Origin of the sequence: Kitasatospora sp. NPDC008050, assembly GCF_042957465.1 — a bacterium.
Taxonomy (GTDB): domain Bacteria; phylum Actinomycetota; class Actinomycetes; order Streptomycetales; family Streptomycetaceae; genus Kitasatospora.
Window position 1 is genome coordinate 347,919 of the sequence record NZ_JBIBIJ010000003.1, and the last position, 15,189, is coordinate 363,107.

General features: G+C 72.9%; 12 protein-coding genes and 1 riboswitch. Of the genes, 4 read left to right on the forward strand and 8 right to left on the reverse strand.

The annotated features are described in order from the left end of the window. Positions 1 to 54 precede the first annotated feature (54 nt). The gene (gene metE, locus ACFZB9_RS08460) at positions 55 to 2,370 is read right to left on the reverse strand and encodes a 5-methyltetrahydropteroyltriglutamate--homocysteine S-methyltransferase (RefSeq protein WP_391444865.1); all 2,316 of its coding nucleotides are present in this window, start codon (positions 2,368 to 2,370) and stop codon (positions 55 to 57) included. Positions 2,371 to 2,533: 163 nt separating this feature from the next. Further along, positions 2,534 to 2,754, reverse strand: a riboswitch (cobalamin riboswitch). A 165-nt stretch (positions 2,755 to 2,919) separates the two neighbouring features. Between metE and ACFZB9_RS08465 the strand changes: the two genes are divergently transcribed. Beyond that, complete coding sequence (locus tag ACFZB9_RS08465; RefSeq protein ID WP_391444867.1) at positions 2,920 to 5,040, forward strand: SpoIIE family protein phosphatase; 2,121 nt, start codon at positions 2,920 to 2,922, stop codon at positions 5,038 to 5,040. Positions 5,041 to 5,044: 4 nt separating this feature from the next. Here the strand turns inward: ACFZB9_RS08465 and ACFZB9_RS08470 are convergent, their stop codons facing one another. Together ACFZB9_RS08470 and ACFZB9_RS08475 are read right to left on the reverse strand one after the other, a co-directional pair. After that, positions 5,045 to 6,910, reverse strand: a complete 1,866-nt coding sequence (locus ACFZB9_RS08470; protein WP_391444869.1) for a flavin monoamine oxidase family protein — start codon at positions 6,908 to 6,910, stop codon at positions 5,045 to 5,047. 134 nt (positions 6,911 to 7,044) lie between these two features. Next, the gene (locus tag ACFZB9_RS08475; protein ID WP_391444871.1) at positions 7,045 to 7,638 is read right to left on the reverse strand and encodes a TetR/AcrR family transcriptional regulator; all 594 of its coding nucleotides are present in this window, start codon (positions 7,636 to 7,638) and stop codon (positions 7,045 to 7,047) included. A 136-nt stretch (positions 7,639 to 7,774) separates the two neighbouring features. Between ACFZB9_RS08475 and ACFZB9_RS08480 the strand changes: the two genes are divergently transcribed. After that, positions 7,775 to 8,533 (forward strand): SDR family oxidoreductase, encoded by a 759-nt coding sequence (locus ACFZB9_RS08480; protein ID WP_391444873.1) that lies wholly within the window; start codon positions 7,775 to 7,777, stop codon positions 8,531 to 8,533. A gap of 11 nt (positions 8,534 to 8,544) precedes the next feature. On the opposite strand, the gene ACFZB9_RS08485 is transcribed toward ACFZB9_RS08480, so the two are convergent. Further along, positions 8,545 to 9,582 (reverse strand): DMT family transporter, encoded by a 1,038-nt coding sequence (locus tag ACFZB9_RS08485; protein ID WP_391444875.1) that lies wholly within the window; start codon positions 9,580 to 9,582, stop codon positions 8,545 to 8,547. Positions 9,583 to 9,666: 84 nt separating this feature from the next. Here ACFZB9_RS08485 and ACFZB9_RS08490 point away from each other — a divergent pair, with 84 nt between their 5' ends. Then, positions 9,667 to 10,557: a LysR family transcriptional regulator gene (locus ACFZB9_RS08490; protein ID WP_391444877.1), complete on the forward strand. Its 891-nt coding sequence runs from the start codon at positions 9,667 to 9,669 to the stop codon at positions 10,555 to 10,557. 43 nt (positions 10,558 to 10,600) lie between these two features. On the opposite strand, the gene ACFZB9_RS08495 is transcribed toward ACFZB9_RS08490, so the two are convergent. The 4 genes from ACFZB9_RS08495 to ACFZB9_RS08510 all read right to left on the reverse strand — a co-directional run bounded on the left by ACFZB9_RS08495 (position 10,601) and on the right by ACFZB9_RS08510 (position 13,626). Continuing rightward, a complete protein-coding gene (locus ACFZB9_RS08495) occupies positions 10,601 to 10,933 on the reverse strand; it encodes a hypothetical protein (protein ID WP_391444879.1) in 333 nt (110 codons plus the stop codon). 102 nt (positions 10,934 to 11,035) lie between these two features. Next, a complete protein-coding gene (locus ACFZB9_RS08500; protein WP_391444881.1) occupies positions 11,036 to 11,326 on the reverse strand; it encodes a hypothetical protein in 291 nt (96 codons plus the stop codon). Then, positions 11,323 to 12,477 (reverse strand): anion permease, encoded by a 1,155-nt coding sequence (locus tag ACFZB9_RS08505; protein ID WP_391444883.1) that lies wholly within the window; start codon positions 12,475 to 12,477, stop codon positions 11,323 to 11,325. Before ACFZB9_RS08505 ends, ACFZB9_RS08500 begins: the two co-directional genes overlap by 4 nt. A gap of 231 nt (positions 12,478 to 12,708) precedes the next feature. Further along, positions 12,709 to 13,626: a DUF6891 domain-containing protein gene (locus tag ACFZB9_RS08510; RefSeq protein WP_391444885.1), complete on the reverse strand. Its 918-nt coding sequence runs from the start codon at positions 13,624 to 13,626 to the stop codon at positions 12,709 to 12,711. Between the two features lie 220 nt (positions 13,627 to 13,846). Between ACFZB9_RS08510 and ACFZB9_RS08515 the strand changes: the two genes are divergently transcribed. Continuing rightward, entirely contained in the window at positions 13,847 to 15,118 is a 1,272-nt protein-coding gene (locus tag ACFZB9_RS08515) for a serine hydrolase domain-containing protein (RefSeq protein ID WP_391444887.1), read from the forward strand. Positions 15,119 to 15,189 lie beyond the last annotated feature (71 nt).

The window sequence follows — 15,189 nt, forward strand, 5'->3', positions numbered from 1 at the left end:
CCGGGGCGGGGACAGCGCTCAAGCTGCCCCCGCCCCTCGGCCTCAGCACACCGCTCAGTGGGCCGGCTCGCCCCGCAGGCGGCGGGCGGCGCCGACCAGGCTCTCCAGCGAGGCCCGGGTCTCGGTCCAACCGCGGGTCTTCAGGCCGCAGTCCGGGTTGACCCAGAGCCGCTCGGCGGGGATCGCCGCCAGACCGGCGCGCAGCAGGTCCACCGCCTCCTCGGTGCTCGGCACCCGCGGCGAGTGGATGTCCCACACGCCCGGGCCGACCTCGCGCGGGTAGCCGGCGCCGGCCAGCTCATCGGCGACCTGCATGTGCGAGCGGGCCGCCTCCAGCGAGATCACGTCCGCGTCCAACTCGTCGATCGCGCGCAGGATGTCGCCGAACTCCGCGTAGCACATGTGGGTGTGGATCTGGGTGTCGGCCCGGACCCCGGAGGTGGCCAGCCGGAACGACTCGGTCGCCCAGGCCAGGTAGGCCGCGCGGTCGGCGGAGCGCAGCGGCAGCGTCTCGCGCAGCGCCGGCTCGTCGACCTGGACCACGGCCGCACCGGCGGCCTCCAGGTCGCGCACCTCGTCGCGCAGGGCGAGCGCGACCTGGCGGGCGGTGTCGGCCGGCGGCTGGTCGTCGCGGACGAAGGACCAGGCGAGCATGGTGACCGGGCCGGTGAGCATGCCCTTGACCGGACGGTCGGTGAGGCCCTGGGCGTAGCGGAACCACTGGGTGGTCATCGGGTGCGGGCGGGAGATGTCGCCGGCCAGCACCGGCGGCCGCACGTAGCGGGTGCCGTAGGACTGCACCCAGCCGTGCCGGGTGGCCAGGTAGCCGGTGAGCTGCTCGGCGAAGTACTGCACCATGTCGTTGCGTTCGGGCTCGCCGTGGACCAGGACGTCCAGGCCGGCCTTCTCCTGGAAGGCGATCACCTCGCGCACCTCGGCCTCGATGCGCTCCCGGTAGGCGGCCGCATCGATCCGGCCCGCGGTCAGGTCGGCCCGGGCCGTGCGCAGCTCGGCGGTCTGCGGGAAGGAGCCGATCGTGGTGGTCGGCAGCAGTGGCAGGCCGAGCCGGGCGCGCTGGGCCTCGGCGCGCTGCGGGTAGGCCTGCGGCCGGCGGGTGTCGGCCTCGGTGACGGCCGCGGTGCGGGCCCGGACGGCCGGGTCCCGGGTGATCGGCGAGCCGGCGCGTGAGGCCAGGTCGGCCCGGTTGGCGGCGAGTTCGGCCGAGATCGCGCCGGTGCCCTCGCGCAGCGCGCGGGCGAGCAGTGCGGTCTCGCGGGCCTTCTGCCGGGCGAAGGCCAGCCAGCGGGCGATCTGCGGATCGAGGTCACGCTCGGCGGTGGCGTCCAGCGGGACGTGCAGCAGCGAGCAGGACGGTGCGACGTCGACCCGGTCGGCCAGGCCGAGCAGGGTCGCCAGGGTGGCCAGCGACTTCTCCAGGTCGTTGATCCAGATGTTGCGGCCGTCGATCACGCCGGCGACCAGGCGCTTGCCGGGCAGCCCGCCGGCGGCGGCCAGGTCGTCGAGGTTGGCGGCGGCCGGGCCGGTGAAGTCCAGCGCGAGGCCGTCGATCGGGGCCTTGGCCAGCACCGGCAGGGCCTCGCCGAGGCGGTCGAAGTAGCTGGCGACCAGCAGCTTGGGACGGTCGGTGAGGGCGCCGAGCTCGCGGTAGGCGCGGGCGGCGGCGTTCAGCTCGGCCGGGGTGCGGTCCTGCACCAGGGCGGGCTCGTCCAGCTGGACCCACTGGGCCCCGGCGGCCCGCAGATCGGCGAGGAGTTCGGCGTAGACGGGCAGCAGGCGGTCGAGCAGGGTGAGCGGCTGGAAGTCGGCCGCCACGCCCGGCGCGGGTTTGGCCAGCAGCAGGTAGGTGATCGGGCCGACCAGTACCGGGCGCGGGGTGTGGCCGAGCGCGAGGGCCTGCGCCAGCTCACCGACCGGCTTGGCGGGGTTCGCGGCGAAGCCGGTGTCCGGCCCCAACTCGGGTACCAGGTAGTGGTAGTTAGTGTCGAACCACTTGGTCATCTCCAGGGGCGCGAGCTCCTGGGTGCCGCGCGCCATGGCGAAGTAGCCGGCCAGCGGGTCGGCCGCGACGGCGGCGCGGTGGCGGGCCGGGATCGCACCGACGGCGACCGTGGTGTCGAGCACGTGGTCGTAGAGCGAGAAGTCGCCGGTGGGCACTTCCTGGACGCCGGAGTCGGCGAGCCGGCTCCAGTTCTCCCGGCGCAGTGCGGCGGCGGTGGCCAGCAGGACGTCCGCGGTGACGGCGCCCCTCCAGTACCCCTCGATCGCCTTCTTGAGCTCCCGGTTACCGCCCTGGCGGGGGTAGCCGTGCACGGTCGCCCGGGTTGCCGCGGCTGCGGACTTCGCTGTCAAGGGACTCTCCTTCGCGAGCCTGATTCCTCCTGGTCCCCGGTGACGGGACGAAGGCGCGAAGGGGTGACGAACCGGGCGGAGCCGCGTGCGCGTGGAAAGCGCCGAGCCCACCTGATCTGCACGCCGACCCGCCCACGAGGTCACCGGATCTCCGCGCGCGAACGGTCGCGTGCGGGCAACGGGCAGGTCTTCGGACTCGCGGGCACGGCCACCCGAAAGGGCGGTCACCTACTGGCCGTCGCTTCCCAGACCCGGCCGGGCCCAGTGCGTATGACGGCGGTCGTTCCCACTCACCGCTGCGGGGCAGTCCCGGATTCCCACCGGGTTCCCTCTTGCGACGCGCCTGCCTGGCGGGCAGGGCGAACCAGCTGCACCGCCAGCTTAGGCCCAATCGGCGGGATGGGAAGCCGCATTCACCGGAGGCGTCCAGATGCCGAGACGTGGACGGAGGCGCCGACCGGGACGGCACATGACAGGGCGGCCGAGGAGTCCGATGATGAAGAGAAGCCCGTCGGGCCGTCCCGGGCATGGGCGGAAGGAGGGCCCGCAGTGCGCACAGGAGATGCGTTCGGGGCCCGGCAGAGCCCGGCCGGGGCCGTCACGTCGGAGCCCGGCAGCCTGCTGGACGTGCTGCGTCTGGCCGCCGCCGTGCTGGACGCGGAGGGCCGGATCGTGCTCTGGAGCCCGCAGGCCCAGGAGATGTTCGGCTGGCGGCCCGAGGAGGTACTGGGCCGGCACGCGGCCGAGGTCCTGGTGGCCGAGGAGCACGTCGGCACGGTCCTGGAGCTGTTCGGCGAGGTCATGGAGGGCAGCGGAAGCTGGGCCGGGGTCTTCCCCGTGCGGCACAAGGACGGCAGCATCCGGCCGATGGAGTTCCGCAACATGCGGCTGCAGGACCAGCAGGGCAGCCGGTACGCACTCGGGATCGCCGCCGACGAGGCCACGCTGCGCGGTGTCGAGCGGGACGTGGCACTGTCGGCGCGCCTGGTGGCGCAGTCCCCGATCGGGCTCGCGGTGCTGGGGACCGACCTGCGGTACGTCCTGGTCAACCCGGCGCTCGAACGCATCAACGGACGCTCCGCCGCCGAGCACCTGGGCCGCACCGTTCGTGAGGCACTGCCGTTCCTGGACGTCGAGCCCATCGAGTCCGCGATGCAGCAGGTCCTGACCGAGGGCACGTCGCTGGTGGACGAGTTCACGGTCGGCCGGACGCGGGCGGACCCGGACGTCGAGCACGCCTGGCGGGCCTCGTACTTCCGGCTGGAGGACCCGGCCGGGCGGGTGATCGGGCTGGCGACCTCGGTGGTGGACGTCACCGAACAGCACCGCACGGCCACCGAGGCGGCCGAGGCCCGGCGGCGGCTGGCCCTGATCGCCCGCGCCTCGGTGCAGATCGGCAGCACGCTCGACCTCGACCGCACCGCCCGGGAGCTCGCCGACTTCGTCGTTCCCGACTTCGCCGACATCGCGGCGGTGGACGTCCTCGACTCGGTCCTGAACCGACGCCCGACCGGCGCGGTCTCCACCGCGGCGCCCGCGACCTTCCGGGCCCTCGCGGTGGCGGCGGTCCACGCCACCGAGGCCGTCCGGGCCGCCGACCCGGTCGGCGAGATCGCCAAGTACGACGCCGACCGGCTGGTCACCCGGTGCGTGACCACCGGGCTCCCGGTCCTGGTCGCGCACGTCGAGGCCAAGGACCTGCCGCACATCGCCCGCGACGAGGCGGCTGCCGCCCTGCTGGCCCGGGCCGGCCTGCACTCCTACCTGGCCGTGCCGCTGATCGCCCGCGGCGAGGTCCTCGGTGCCCTCGACCTCAAGCGCACCCACCACCCGCTGCCGTTCGACGACGACGACGTGGTGCTGGCCGGCGAACTGGCCGCCCGCGCCGCCGTCTGCATCGACAACGCCCGCTGGTACCAGAGCCAGCGCCACGCCGCCCTGACCCTCCAGCGCCACCTCCTCCCGCGCCGGCCGCCCCGGGCCATGGGCCTCGACGTCGCCTACCGGTACCAGCCCGCGGCGGCGGCCGGCGAGGTGGGCGGCGACTGGTTCGACGCCATCCCGGTCTCCGGCGACAAGACCGCCCTCGTGGTCGGCGACGTCATGGGCAGCGGCATCAACGCCGCCGCCACCATGGGGCAACTGCGCACCGCCACCCGCACCCTGGCCGACCTCGACCTCGACCCGGCCCAGGTACTGCACCACCTGGACCGCACCACCCAGGGTCTGGAGGAGACCATCGCCACCTGCGTCTACGCCGTCTTCGACCCGCACCGCAGCCGCTGCCGCGTCGCGGTGGCGGGCCACCTGCCGCCGGTGCTGATCCGCCACGACGGCGCACCCGCACTGCTGGACCTGCCCACCGGCGCGCCACTGGGCGTCGGCGGCGTCCCCTTCGAGGCCACCAGCCTCGACCTCGGGCCCGGGGACCGGCTGGTGCTGTACACCGACGGCCTGGTCGAGACCCGCGACCTGCCCCTCGACACCCGGCTGCGGACCCTCCTCGACCTGCTCGCCGGGCCCCGGCTCCCGCTGGAGGCCACCTGCGACCGGCTCCTTTCCGCGCTACGGGACCCGGGCGGCCACGACGACGTCGCCCTGCTCATCGCCCAGGTCGACCGGACCGTCCTCGGGCTTGCCCGACAAGCCCGAGGACGGCAGTCTCAGTGACCGGTCAGCGGGGGTGCACCTCCAGGAAGGCGCGGACCGCGGACTCCAGGGCGCCCTCGATCCAGGCGGGCTTGAGGCTGGTGTGCTCGCCCGCGAAGTGGACCCGGCCCTCGACGGTGCGGGAGGCGGGGTGCAGCTCGTGCAGCTGGCCGGGGGTGAAGATGACGGCCTCGCCGAGCGCGTAGCGGGCCCGGGCCCAGGACTGGGTGGCGCCGACACCGGTGAACTCGGTGCGGACCTTGGGTCCGAAGAGCCTCTCCATGTCGTTGAGGGCGAACGCGTACCGCTCGCCGGGGGTGAGCGAGTCCCATCGCATGGCGTCGTCGGACCAGGTGTAGGCGGCCAGCACGACGCCGCCGCGCGAGCCGTCCGGGGAGTGCGAGGGGAAGTAGGTGAAGCGGCTGGCGCTGTCCGAGACGCAGCCGCCACCGGTGAAGCCGTTCGGCCCGTCCTCCCAGAACCGGGTCTTGAACTCCAGCAGGACCTTGGTCGCCGAGTCGTAGTGCAGCTCGTTGACGGCCCGGCGCTTCTGGTACGACATCAGCGGTTCGATCGAACAGAACCGCAGGGCGCTGAACGGGACGGTGATGATCGCGTAGTCGCCCTCGAAGGTCTCCATCGGCTTCGTCGGCGCGCCGTCGCAGGACTCCTCGGTGCCGCTCTCGGCGGTGGTCTCGATGCGCACGCCGGCGTCGGTCTGCACCAGCCGGGTCATCCGCCGTCCCAGGCGCAGCTCGTTGCGGAGCTTGCCCGCCAGCGCCTCGGTCAGCACGTCGGTGCCGCCGTCCAGCTCCCAGTAGCGGTTGGTGGGGCTGATCACGGCGTGGTCGATCAGGGTGGGGATCAGGGAGTAGTGCAGCCGGGAGGTCATGTTCTCCAGCGTGCCGACGGCCTGGATCGTGGGGAGGTCCCAGCCGGCCTTCTCGACCAGGTAGCGGTGGGTGGAGTAGCCGTCGTAGCGCTGGAAGACGCTGGACCAGGCGGCGAGTTGGTCGCCGATCGGGCCGTCGGGGACGGTGACGTCCGCGAAGGCCTTGGTCACGGCGTCGGTGGTGGAGGTGTCGAGGCCGGTGCCGAAGGTGGCGTTGACCGCCCGGGGCGACTGCGCGTAGGAGGCGCGGGTGGTGTGCATGCCGTTGACGGCGATCTTGGTACGCAGGTTGGCGGTCGGCGCTCGGAACGAGCCGCCTTCCGGACCGTTGCTCCAGGTCTCGCCGGTGAACGAGCGGTAGACCACCGGCGGCACCGCACCGGTGGGCATGGCACGCGGCGTCACGTCGGCGTTGTAGAAGAGCCGGCGCTTCAGGCCCAGCTTGTCGGCCAGCGCCAGGACCAGCGGGTGGAAGTCGGGCAACCGCATGGCGCCGGCCTCGGCGTGCAGGTTCGGGTCGGTGAAGATCCCACGGAAGGTCTTGACCCGGCCGCCCACCCGGCTGCCGTTCGCCTCGATGATCACCACCTCGTGCCCGGCCTGCTTGAGCAGGTGAGCCGTCGTCATACCGGCCACACCGGCGCCCACGATCAGCACCTTCTTGCGCGGTGCGCGCGGCGGCAGCTTCTCGTCGATCAGGATCCGCAGGTAGGAGAGCTTGAGGTCCTCCTGCTCGTCATCGCTGACCAGCAGCATCTTCCGGGCCAGATCCCGGCCCTGCGCCTCGTCGGCGCCGCCCCCGCCACCGCCGGCATTCGGCAGGGCGTCGGCGGCGGGAGCGGCGGCGGGTGCGGGGGCCGGTGCGGCCGCCGCGCGGTGGGCGAGACCGGTGACGCCGGCCATCGCGGCGACACCGGCCGCCGAGCCGACCAGGGTGCGCCGGGAGACACCGGCACGGTCATCGGCGGGCAGGGGCTGCCGGCTGAGGGGCTGATCCACAGAAACTCCTGAGTCGGGGACAGACGCAACACCCGACGCAACTCCTCCGGAGCATCAAGGACACGAGAAGTCGTCCCCGTTCACCCGTACGTGCACCACCGATACCGCACTGTTCGATCGCCGGCCCTGGACCGTCAGCTTTCCGGCGGCCGCGGCGGGGCGGTCGCCCGAAGGCCGTCCAGGGTGAGGTCGAGCAGGCGTTCGGCCTGCTCCCGCTGCTCCGGCGCGGCCGAGGTGAGGGCGATGCCGGCGAGGGCGGCGAACATGTCGGTCGCACGGATGTCGGACCGGATCGCCCCGGCCGCGGTGCCGGCGTCCATCAGGTCGCCGAGCGCGCGCTGGATCAGCTCACGGCTCTCGGCGTAGGGGTTGGTACCCGAGGCGACGACGGCCCGCAGGGCGTCGGCCATGCCGAACTTGGCGGTGGCGTAGTCGATGAAGCGGCGGGTCCACACCCGCAGGGCCTCCGCGGGCGGCATCGCGGCGAGCAGGCCGGGGACGGCATCGCACAGTCGGGCCACCTCGTTGCGGTAGGCCGCCTCGATCAGGGCCTCCCGGGTCGGGAAGTTGCGGTAGAGGGTGCCGGTGCCCACGCCCGCCTCCCTGGCGATGCGTTCGAAGTGCGCGTCGAGCCCCTCCTCGGTGAACACGCGCACCGCGGTGGCCAGGATCTTCTCCCGGTTCCGCTGTGCGTCGGCCCGCAGCGGGCGTCCTGCATCTCGGGCCATCGGCGACTCGCTCCCCTTCTCCATTGCTAAGTGGAGACTTCTCCACTTAGTCTGGACGAAGTGGCGGAGCCTCCACTTCTACTCTAGGGCATGGCCTGGCCTGCCCCCACCCCCCTCGTAGCGAAGGCTGTCGAACATGTCGGAAATCGTGGAAAACTCGGGAAAGTCGGGAATCGAAGGCAAGGTCGTGGCGATCACGGGTGCCAGCAGCGGCATCGGCGAGGCGACCGCGCTTCTGCTGGCTGAACGCGGCGCGAAGATCGTGCTCGGGGCACGCCGCCCGGAGCGGCTTGAGGCCCTGGCCGCCCGCATCGCGAAGAACGGCGGCACTGCCGTCTGGGCCCGCACGGATGTGACGCGACGCGCGGACCTCGCCGGTCTCGTCCAACTGGCGCGCGAGCAGTACGGCCGGCTCGACGTCCTGGTCGGCAATGCCGGGGTCGGTCTGATCTCCCCCCTGGACGACCTGCGCGTCGAGGACTGGGAGGAGATGATCGACGTCAACCTCAAGGGCGTCCTCTACGGGATCGCCGCAGCCCTGCCCGTCTTCCGGGAGCAGGGCTTCGGACACTTCGTCAACACCGTGTCCACCGCCGGACTGCGCGTCGTGCCGCTCCAGTCGGTGTACGCCGCCACGAAGAACGCCGTGCGCACCCTCTCCGAGGGCCTGCGCCAGGAGGCCGGCGACAGCCTGCGGGTGACCGTCGTCTCGCCCGGCGCCGTCCGTACGGACTTCGCCGAGCGGATGGAACCAACAGTGAAGGCCCGGATCGACGAGCTGATGGAGATCGCGCTGCCTCCGGAGGCGGTGGCCCGCGCCATCGCCTTCGCGATCGAGCAGCCGGACGGTGTCGATGTCGGTGACATCGTGGTTCGCCCCACCGCCCAGGGATAACGGGCAGGTGATCAGGCGCAGAGCGCGGGCTCCCTGACCTCGCCGTCCACCACCGGGCCGCCGACCTCGCCGACCCGAGCCGCCTCCACTGCCACGCCGTCGCGAGCCGACTCCACGGCCTCGCCGTCCGTCACCGGCTCCACGGCTTCGCCGTCGTGAACCGGCTCCGCCTCGCGCCCGCCGCCGCGGGTCGCGCCGGTGCCCGCGATCACCACCAGGACGACGCCGGCGGCCGGCGCCAAGCCGGGGACCTGACCGAGCACCAGGAGGCCCATGAGCAGCGCGATCGCCGGCTCCAGGCTCATCAGGGTGCCGAACGCGCCGGCGGAGAGGCGGCGCAGCGCGAGGAATTCGAGCGAGAACGGCAGCACGGTGCTCAGCATGGCCAGCCCCAGCATGATGAGCAGCAGCGGCCAGGTCACCCGGCCGAACTCGGAAGGTGCGGCGACCAGGGTGGCGACCACGCCGGCCACCGGCAGCGAGACCGCCAGTCCCTTCAGTCCGTTGACCCGGTCGCCGACGCGCTGGGTCAGCAGGATGTAGCCGGCCCAGCAGGCCGCCGCGCCGAGCGCGAAGCCGAGGCCGGCCGGGTCGATCCCGCCGCGCCAGGGCTCGGTCAGCAGGACGACGCCGAGGGCGGCCAGCACCGCCCAGTGCTTGCGCCCGCCGCCCGAGCGCAGCAGCGAGACGCCGAGCGGGCCGAGGAACTCCAGCGCACTCGCGGTGCCCAGCGGGATGCGCGCGGCGGACAGCATGAAGAGCAGCACCATGCCGGCGGTCACCAGGCCCAGCAGCGCGCAGGCCAGCAGGTCCCGGCCGGCGAAGTCACGGGGGCGCGGGCGTATCAGCAGCAGGACCAGGACGCCGGCCCAGGCCAGTCGCAGGCCGGCCGTGCCCAGGGCACCGAGCTGCGCGAAGAGCGGTACCGACAGGGCCAGTCCGAGCTGGACCGAGGACATCGCCCCCATGGCCATCAGGGCTCCACCCTGGGCGGTGCGCAGGCGTGGGCGGGCGGCGAGGGGACGGGCGACGGTTTCCAGCGGGCTCATGCGCATCAGTAGATGACGTGCGTACCGTTTCCGTCCACGTGCCGATCATGGACAAACCGTTCAGATAAGCTGAACAATGGCCGGATGGACACACGGCGACTGCAGATTCTGGCGGAGTTGTCCCGGCTGGGCTCGATGCGCGCGGTCGCGGATGTGCTCGGCATCACCACCTCGACGGTCTCGCAGCAGATCGCCGCGCTCGCCCGCGAGATGGGCACCGCGCTGATCGAACCCGCCGGGCGGCTGGTCCGGCTGACGCCGGCCGGCCGGCGGCTCGCCGAGCACGCGGTGACGATCCTCGCCGCGGTCGAGACCGCGCACCGCGACCTCGGCCCGGGTGCCGAGCCCAACGGAACGCTGCGGGTCGCCGGCTTCGCCACCGCCATCCGCGGCTACCTGCTGCCCATCGTGGTCGACCTCGCCGCGACCAGTCCGCAGGTGCACGTGCTCATCCGTGAACACGAGCCCGCCGAGTCGCTGGAGCTGCTGGCCACCGACCAGGTGGACCTGGCACTCACCTACGACTACAACCTGGCCCCGGCCGCCGAGGACCCCACGGTCAGCGCGACCTCGTTGTGGACCGCCAGGTGGGGGCTCGGCGTGCCGGCCGACGCCGAGCCCGGCGAAGGGACGACGCTGGACGTCTTCGCCCGCTTCCGGGCGCACGACTGGATCGTCAACTCCCGGAACACGGCGGACGAGAAGGTCATCCGCACGCTCGCCTCGATGGCGGGGTTCCACCCGCGTGTCACCCACCAGGCCGACAGCCTCGACCTGGTGCAGGAGATGATCGCGGCAGGCCTGGGCGTGGCCCTGCTGCCGGTGGACTTCCCGACCCTGCCCGGGGTGCGGCTCGTCCCGCTGGCCGCCCCCGACGTCGAACTGCGCGCCTACGCGGTGGCCCGGCACGGCCGCCTCGACTGGCCGCCGCTCGCCCTGGTGACCGGCCTGCTCAGCGCTGCCGCGAGCGGCTGACCCGCACGGATGCCGTGGCGGTTCGGCGGTCGGGCACGGCCGATCAGCAGCCGGTCGGGTTGCTGATCAGCACCCGGTCCCCGGTGTGCTCACTGTGGTAGCCGGCCTCGGCCAGCAGCGCCGCGAGGCGCAGGGTGACCCGGAAGTGCCGGGAGCGAATGGCGGCGGCGCCGAGGGCACGGGCGGGGACGGTTACCCCGGCGCCGAGCGGGTCGACCGTGCTGCCCTGCGGACCGGTCTGCCAGGAGACCGTCACGCCGTGGCTCTGGCGGGACAGCACCACGCCGCCGGCTCCGCCGCCCTGGTCGGCGAGCGGAAGGCCCGCCTCACGGAGCGTGGCTGCGATCGAGCCGAGCAGAGCGTGATGATATGGCATACATGCAAGCGTACTTGTCAAACTTCAAATGAACGAATCGTGAATTCATCCGCCGGCCAACAGAAGTGACAGCACGTCGGGCGAGCGGCCCGACCGGGCAGGTCAGCTGTGGTTGACGATGACGGAGATGCCCCAGCCGATCGCCGCGAGCACCACCGCGAAGCAGAGCCCGGCCAGCGCGTAGCCGAGCGGCCCGACGGCCGACCGAGCGGCCCCGGCTTCCCCGACCGCGGCTTCCCCAACCGCGGCTGCGGCCGACGGGGCCTCGCCGGACGGGCGCGGCGGGCTGAGCAGGCGCAGACCGATCGCGAACAGCGCGGGCAGCCCGGCTCCGGTGAGCAGGCCGACCACGACGATCTTCCACAGCGCGTTCAGGTTGATCCAGGAGTTCACGAGGCCACCTCGTCCGTCGTGGGCGCCGGGACGACCGTGCCGGTCCACGCGGCGTTGACGTTCTCCGGCGTCACCGCCGGGTGGCGGGAGGCCACGAAGAAGGCGATCGAGGCCAGCACCAGCACGACGAAGATCACCACCACCCCCGTGGTCCCGCCGATCCCATGGGCGGCCCAGTAGGCCACCGCGCCGACCAGCGCCGCGGCCGGCAGGGTGAGCAGCCAGGCCGCCACCATCCGGCGCGCGATGTGCCAGCGCACCACGGCACCCTTCTTGCCCACCCCCGCGCCCAGGATCGAGCCGGTCGCCACGTGGGTGGTGGAGAGCGAGTAGCCGAAGTCGGTGGAGGAGAGGATCACCGCCGCCGAGGCCGATTCGCTGGCCATCCCCTGCGCCGGCTCGATCTCCACCAGCCCCTTGCCCAGCGCCCGGATGACCCGCCAGCCACCGATGTACGTGCCCAGCGCGATCGCCACCGCGCAGGAGGCGATCACCCAGTCCGGGGACTTCGCCCCGCTGTGCAGGGTCCCGTTCGCGATCAGCGCCAGGGTGATGACGCCCATGGTCTTCTGCGCGTCATTGGTGCCGTGCGCCAGCGAGACCATCGAGGCCGAGCCGACCTGGCCGATCCGGAAACCGTGCCCGCGCGGGCGCTCGGGCACGTCCCGGGTCAGCCGGTAGACCAGCCAGGTGCCGATCGCGGCGATGATGCCGGCGATGAAGGGCGACAGCGCGGCCGGCACGATCACCTTGGACACCAGGCCCTGCCACTTCACGGCCGAACCGCCCGCCGCCGCCATCGTCGCCCCGACCACACCGCCGATCAGCGCGTGCGAGGAACTGGAGGGGATCCCCAGGTACCAGGTGGCCAGGTTCCAGAGAATGCTGCCGGTCAGCCCGGCGAAGACCACCGTCAGTGTCACGACGTGGCTGTTGACCAGACCACTGGCGATGGTCGCCGCCACGGCGGTGGACAGGAAGGCCCCGGCCAGGTTCAGCACCGCCGAGACGGCCACCGCCACCCGCGGCGGCAGCGCGCCCGTAACGATCGAGGTCGCCATGGCGTTGCCGGTGTCGTGGAATCCATTGGTGAAATCGAAGCCCAGCGCGGTGACGACCACCAACGCCAGGACCGCATCGTTGCCGGTCACGCGGTCGAACCTAGCTCGTCGGCCCGGCTCCCCGGTGGCCGCCGCGACCCGGCGCGCCGGACGACACGGGACCGCCATCCGATCGGACCACTGCCGGAGTCCGCCCGCCGGGCACGGAACGGATCGCCCCTTCGAGGGGCGGACGGGTTCTAGGGCTTGTCGTCAAACCCCCTTCGTTCGCCCGCAGGGCGGCTTGGCGTCGCCGAGCAGAAGGGGGTTTGACGACAAGCCCTAGCCGACCAGGCGGCGGCGCCAGTCCAACGGGGTGACGGTGATGGACCGGCCCGGGTCGCGATCCCAGGCGACGGGGAGGCCGGCGGCTTCGAGGGCGGCCACGACCTCGTGGCCGATGGCCGTGGTGGTCCCGGACGAGCCGTCGAAGCCGCCGTAGTGCAGCACCAGTCCGTGGCCGGCGGCGGCTGCGTCCGTGCTCTGCGTGTGGAAGTAGACGAAGCCGCGGGCGTCGGGCCCGCCTTCGGCGCCGATCTCGCACTGGCCGCAGCTGTGGCAGCAGGTGAAGTTCTCGCGGGCGGTGATACCGGCCTCCTGCAGAGCGGTGAACGCGCGGGTGAGCCGCTCGGGGTCGGTCTCGCCCTGCCAGGTGGCCTGCTCCGCGACCCGCTCCTGCCACAGCCGCTCGGCCAGCGCCTCCGCCTGCTCGCGCGACACGGGCCGGCGCTCCGCGGTGACCAGGTACTCCTCTGCGAGCTCCGCCAGTTCGTCGCGGTCGGCGTAGCCGCCGACCAGTACTTCGCGGACGCGCTGCTCCAACTCCTCGCGCTCGTCCTCGTCCAGATCGAGCGGCGGCACCTCGCGGGTGGGGCCCAGGTCCAGCGGCGACCAGGGCAGCCCCGCGTCCCAACCGGGCTCCTGGCAGGCCCAGCCGCCGACCGCCGCGATCACGGCCTCGGGGTCGTCGACCAGCACCTGGAAGTGCCGGTCGGCGGCGCCGTCGCGGTGCTCCAGCGTGTACTGCCCACCGGCCTCGTGCCAGACCTGGGCGAAGACGTCGGGTAGGTCCGGAATCCGCTGGAGCACCAGGAACCGGTCATCGTCACCGCCGATCCGCCGGACCAGCCCGGCCAACTCCTCGGCGGACACCCGGACGTGCCGCTCGCTGTTCTCCGTCTTCACCACGATCTCGAGCATGCGCAGACTCTGACAGACCCCTCTGACACACCACCTCGGAGCAGCGGTCACTCGGGCGGGCCCCCGGCTGGGCGGTGGGGGAAGCCCCATCCGGGGACGGGGGCGGGCCGGGTGGGATCGTGGCTCGGGTGACGCCAGGCTGGAGGTGTCCGATCAGCCGTCAGATCTCGGGCGGACCACCTCAACTATCCTGCGCGGCCACGCACTTGGGGGTACCCTCATGCGCCACCGACCGATCCCTTCCCGTCGCCGGGTCCTCGTGCCGTTGGCCCTGGTCACCGCGCTCGCCGGCCCGATCGCCCTGTGCACCACCGCCTCCGCGACAGCGACCGGCTCGACGCCGTCCGCCACCTCCGCCGCCACCGCCTCGGCCTGGCGGGCCCGGCTGGCCGAGGCGGTCCGGCAGGACGTCGCCGCCGGGGCGCCCGGCGTCACCGTCCGGGTCGACGACGGCGGCGGCCGGGTCATCACCATCGCCCAGCAGACGCCGTGGTCGCAGGCGGACCACCGGCTGGGCGCCGCCGACGAGTTCAAGATGGGCTCCAACACCAAGACGATGGTCGCCACCGTCCTGCTGCAGCTCGTCGCCGAGCACCGGGTCGGGCTCGCCGATCCGGTGAGCAGGTGGCTGCCCGGCCTGATTCCGGGCGGGGACCGGATCACCGTGCGGATGCTGCTCGACCACACCAGCGGCCTGTTCAACTACGCCAACGACCCCGCCGTGCTGCGCGGCTTCACCGGCCAGGACACCCGCGCCTGGAGCCCCCGCCAACTGCTCGCCGCCGCCGTGCGGCACCCTGCGCTGTTCGCCCCCGGCGCCCGGTACTCCTACAGCAACACCAACTACATCGCCCTCGGCCTGATCGCCGAGCAGGCCACCGGCCAGGGCATCGCGGACCTGATCCGGCAACGCATCACCGAGCCCCTGCACCTGACGCACACCTACCTCGACACCGGCACCGGCACCGGCACCGGCACCCCGGGATCGCCCAACCTGGCGCACGGCTACGAGCCGGACGCGGCCCACCTCGCCCCGGTCCTCCCGCCCGGAACGCCGCCCGGCTCGGCCTTCGCGGGGCCGGCGCGCCCGGACGGCTACGTGGACACGACCGCGACCGCGCTCAGCACCGAATGGGCGGCCGGCGGCATGGTCTCCACCGCCGCGGACTGGGCCCACTTCGACCGGGCCCTGCTGGGCGGAAAGCTGCTGCCCCCAGCCCAGTTGAAGGAGATGCAGACCACCGTCCCCGAAGGCCCGGGTACCGCGAACCGCTACGGCCTGGGACTTGAACAGGTCGTCACCCCGTGCGGCACCGTCTGGGGCCACGACGGCCAGGTCCCCGGCTACTCCTCCGAGGAGTACACCGACCCCACCGGCCAGCGCACCGTGTCGGTCTTCACCACCACTGTCTTCGGCATCGCCCAGCCACCGGCCGCGGCAGCCGACCACGCGGTGATCGACGCGGCCATCTGCGCGATGCTCCACTCCTGACCGCTCGCCGCCTCGCGATCGGCGGGGCAGACCGGGGGCACCGTCGATCAGCGGTGGATTCGTTCATCAAA

Bases quoted from the DNA above. Each gene is read 5' to 3' on its own strand.
- ACFZB9_RS08475 (WP_391444871.1), bottom strand. From the start codon at position 7,638: ATGGCCCGAGATGCAGGACGCCCGCTGCGGGCCGACGCACAGCGGAAC.
- ACFZB9_RS08480 (WP_391444873.1), top strand. From the start codon at position 7,775: ATGTCGGAAATCGTGGAAAACTCGGGAAAGTCGGGAATCGAAGGCAAG.
- ACFZB9_RS08485 (WP_391444875.1), bottom strand. From the start codon at position 9,582: ATGAGCCCGCTGGAAACCGTCGCCCGTCCCCTCGCCGCCCGCCCACGC.
- ACFZB9_RS08490 (WP_391444877.1), top strand. From the start codon at position 9,667: ATGGACACACGGCGACTGCAGATTCTGGCGGAGTTGTCCCGGCTGGGC.
- ACFZB9_RS08495 (WP_391444879.1), bottom strand. From the start codon at position 10,933: ATGCCATATCATCACGCTCTGCTCGGCTCGATCGCAGCCACGCTCCGT.
- ACFZB9_RS08510 (WP_391444885.1), bottom strand. From the start codon at position 13,626: ATGCTCGAGATCGTGGTGAAGACGGAGAACAGCGAGCGGCACGTCCGG.
- ACFZB9_RS08515 (WP_391444887.1), top strand. From the start codon at position 13,847: ATGCGCCACCGACCGATCCCTTCCCGTCGCCGGGTCCTCGTGCCGTTG.